This window comes from Selenomonadales bacterium (genome assembly GCA_018335585.1).
Classification (GTDB): domain Bacteria; phylum Bacillota; class UBA994; order UBA994; family UBA994; genus UBA994.
The window spans coordinates 1-4,005 of sequence record JAGXRZ010000065.1 but is presented as its reverse complement, the minus strand read 5'-3'; the positions used below and the strand labels follow the sequence as shown (position 1 = coordinate 4,005).

Below are 4,005 nucleotides of genomic sequence, written 5' to 3'. Positions count from 1 at the left end.
CGTGTCGCCACGAAGCTAGCAGAATCAGACGGGGCAGAAGCACTTAGACAGCACTTGATCGAGTTAGAAACAACCGGGTTCGCTCTGTGTGCACTTGTGGATCAGTTGGAATCGTCCCCTCGGGCTAAGGACTGGGAGATAGGGGAGGCGTTTGCCGCAAGTGCCTTAGAGGACAGCCATGCAGCGATGTTTCCATGGCCAACGAGTTTCGACAGACGGGCTCGTAAAGCTAGCCTGCCCGGGCCGGATTTAGTCGGGCTGCAACGCCCTGATGCCCCGCGGTTTGTGTTTGGGCAAGTTAAGTCATCGTCCGAGAGGCGTGTGCCCCCGCAAATTATTAATTCCACGGATGATTGTCTGCGCACTCAAATGATAGAGCTGCGGCACCACTCCGCAGTCCGTCAGCAGCTAATCAGCTGGCTATTGGTGCGCATGCGCGGTACGCACTGGGAGACTGCTTTTAACGAGGCGCTGCAATGCTACGCCCAGGGCGATTTCTGGCTGGTTGGTGTCTTGGTCAGCGGCAGGCGTGCTCCAGACGCGGCAGACCTTACAGGCATTTGTGCTGCTATTGGGCATCAGCCGGGCGAAGGCGAAGTATGTCTGCTTGGCTTCTATCTGCCTTTTCACAAGGATGAATGGGCCGACATCGTCTACGGCAGGGGGGCAAGATCATGAGCGCATTCCCGACAGACATCCTGATTGCTAGGTCTGGCGGACGGGACGCCCTTGCTCACGCGGCGTACCGCGCCAAAGTCACACTGGCCAAGACCGTGCTAAAGCGCATTGCCGACCGCGATCCTACAGCGTCTTTGTCTATGCAGCCGGAGGAGATACAAGCACTAGAAGAAGCTCTGCACTTGATTGAGCTGCGTTGCCTCGATTTGGCCGCCGCCTGGCGTAAAGATATGCGCCATGCTCTGGGAGTGGAGTTTCGCGATTACTGCTCTCTGGCGTTTGACATTAGACGCGTCTTGCCGTTGGCAGATGAGGAAGAAGAACGCGTCAAAAACGCAATCCGCCTCGCTGCGGTCGGGGTATTGGGAGACCGTAGCGCCGACATCCGGCGTTACTTAAGCGAGAACAGTTGGCCTGTACCTGAACTAGACACTAGAGTAGCAGGGTGGCCAAAGACTGTGCTCTTCCAAGTGGCCGACGCCTTCCTGAGGGTGGTACGCAAAAAGAGCTGGGATGATCTCCGCCAAGTGGCCGGTGCGATTGCCGGACTACGCCAAAACCAACACCTCTACGAACAGGACTACTTGCAGCAGGAGAACGGGCTTCGCCAAGTGGCGGCGATTGAGCTGGTGGCGTTCTATCAACTGGCAAAAGCCGTGGAAATGCTCGGCACATTTATCGGCAAAGGCACGCCGCGCACCGCGCTAGATGACGTGGATTTCCATTTTTCCCGCGCCATAAAGGCTGCAGATTCTGCCGGCATCATTGAGCTGGCACTGCTGCTGCGTTGGATGAGCATGGCGGCGCGAGTGCTCATACGCTCTACTATTTGGCATCAACTGGCCGCTTACAACAGCAAAATGACGGACTTCAAGCGCGTGCTGACGGATGAACTGCAGACCCGTCCGCTATTTGAACTCCTACCACCACAGCGGGATGCTATCCAAGAGGTCATGCACGTAGGTAATCGGGCAGTTGTGGTCGAAATGCCGACTTCTAGCGGCAAGACCTTGCTGGCGGAGTTCCGCATTATTCAGACGAAAGTCAATGTCGCTGACGCATGGATCGCCTATATTGTGCCGACGCGGGCACTCGTCAACCAAGTTACAGTGCGCCTGCGGCGCGACCTCGGGCCGTTGGGACTTAAAGTTGAACAGGCGACCCCTGCTTACGAGCTCGATGTCTTGGAAGAGGAGCTACTGGCTGCATCCGACAGCTTCGATGTACTGGTAACTACGCCGGAGAAGCTAGACCTGCTAATTCGCAGCGGGGCTGCGAACCAAGGCGGACGCCCTTTGGGGTTAGTGGTCATGGACGAGGCACACAACCTAAGAGACGGCGAGCGTGGGCTGCGGAGTGAACTCGTGCTTGCGACTATCAACCACGAGTCGCCGGATACACATTTTTTACTTTTGACGCCTTTTGTGCCAAATGCAGCAGAGCTCGCAACGTGGCTCGACGACGAGCGTTCGCAGAGTGTAACACCCTCGCTCGCCGTTAATTGGCAACCTAACGAGCAGATGATTGCTCTCGCCTACCCCAAAGGGCGGGGAAAGGTTTGGGGACTAGAGATGAAGCCGCTTCACATTAACCGGCAGCAACGCGTGCCCATTGTCTTTGACGAGCGCGTGACTATCGACCATGAACGAAACCGTGATGCGACGGTGACTCAGGCGAAGTCATCCAGATTGTCAGTTGCAGCACTTGTGGCCGAAGTGCTGGCCACGCGAGGGAGCTCCATTGTACTGGCCTATTCCCCAGCGGATTGCTGGAACCTTGCCGACAAGTTAGCGCACATATTGCCAGAAAAGCAGAGCGACAAATTAGCCTTAGTGCGCGAGTTCGTCAAAGCTGAATACGGAGCCGACTTTGCCTTGTGCGATCTACTGGCGAAGGGCTTAGGTGTTCATCACGCCGGAATCTCCCCTGAGGTGCGTGCCCTATTGGAGTGGCTGACCGAAGAGGGCGAAATAGTGGCGCTGGTAGCTACGACCACGCTGGCACAAGGGGTCAACTTCCCCATATCCAACGTCATTCTATCGACGCATCTTAAGGCGATGCGCAAGAGCGGCAACTACACAAAGGAAAAATTGCGCCCCGATGAGTTTTGGAACATTGCCGGACGGGCCGGGCGGTTGTTTCAAGACACGCTGGGACTAGTTATCTTTGCCTCACAACATCCAGACGACCCCTCCTTAGAGGACTATGTGAACGAAAAAGTGGTGGAACTAGCTTCCGCACTGGAGCAGATGATAGCCGATACCGTCGAGCGGGGCTGGGAGCTGGATTTGCGCCGTTTGATGCGCAACGATGCCAAATGGTCGAGCTTTGTTCAATATTTAGCCCACAGCTACCGAAAAATTGACAATCACAGTCAGTTCCTCGCCGACACAGAGAAAGTGCTTAAGCGGACGTATGTCTATCACCGGTTGAGTAAGCATCAACCTGAGTTGGCTGAGCAATTGATCGAATCCGCTCGGTTGTACGCCGAGCAGCTTAAGAACCTTCCTTCTGGGGTCTTGACCCTAGTCGACGGCACCGGATTTTCACCGGAGAGCATCATGGGATTACTAAGCCAGAAGGCGTCTTTCAGCCTGCAGGCGGAGGAGTGGAGTCCAAGCCGTCTCTTCCAATCCGATGGCCAGGGGCTAAAAAGTCTCATCGGTGCCTTGCTTACGGTGCCGGAGCTAAGTATGCCGACTTTTGGGGGCGGAGACGGGAAGACCCTCGCCTCCATGTTGGAAATGTGGGTCTCCGGCAAGACGCTGCGAGAAATCGCCGACTGTTACTTTGCAGAGACGGCCGATGTCCAGAAAAGGCTTACAGAGTGCTGCCGTATGATTTACCAAACTCTCACTCACCAAGGCGCATGGGGAGTTGGGGCACTGCAGGTCATGAGTAAGATTGCAGATGCCGACCTGTCGGCCCACGATAAGGCTGCAATTCGTGCTGTGCCGTCGATGATCTACTATGGGGTTCCCACGCTTGAGGCTGTGATCATGCGTAGCCTAGGCGTGCCTAGGTCGATAAGCGTGGCTATGGGTGAGAGGTTTATCCAGGAAGCGCCGGCTGCAGCAACCCCGCGCATTCAGCGCGCGCGCGCATGGCTTGAGCAAAGTTCAGCCGTCACGTGGCAGCAAGTAGCGAAGGATGCCAACCTGGCCATGGACGGAACCCGGATGCGCGCTGTGTGGGGCATTATTACCGGCTCTAGGAGTGGCCTCTCTTGAACCAGGGCGATTGGGTACAGCTAAACGACACGGGCGCAATCGGCAAGGTGCTGGAGGTTGAAAAGCTCTGGGGCGAAACTTTGTGCCGCGTCTGGCT

Annotated in this window: 2 protein-coding genes; both read left to right on the top strand. The window is 56.2% G+C overall.

All coding sequences use genetic code 11. The features are described from left to right. Window positions 1–678 (top strand): hypothetical protein (locus KGZ66_11905; protein MBS3986290.1); only part of this gene is annotated, 678 nt, incomplete at its 5' end. Further along, window positions 675–3,908 (top strand): DEAD/DEAH box helicase, encoded by a 3,234-nt coding sequence (locus tag KGZ66_11900; protein MBS3986289.1) that lies wholly within the window; start codon window positions 675–677, stop codon window positions 3,906–3,908. The genes KGZ66_11905 and KGZ66_11900, both read left to right, overlap by 4 nt. Window positions 3,909–4,005 lie beyond the last annotated feature (97 nt).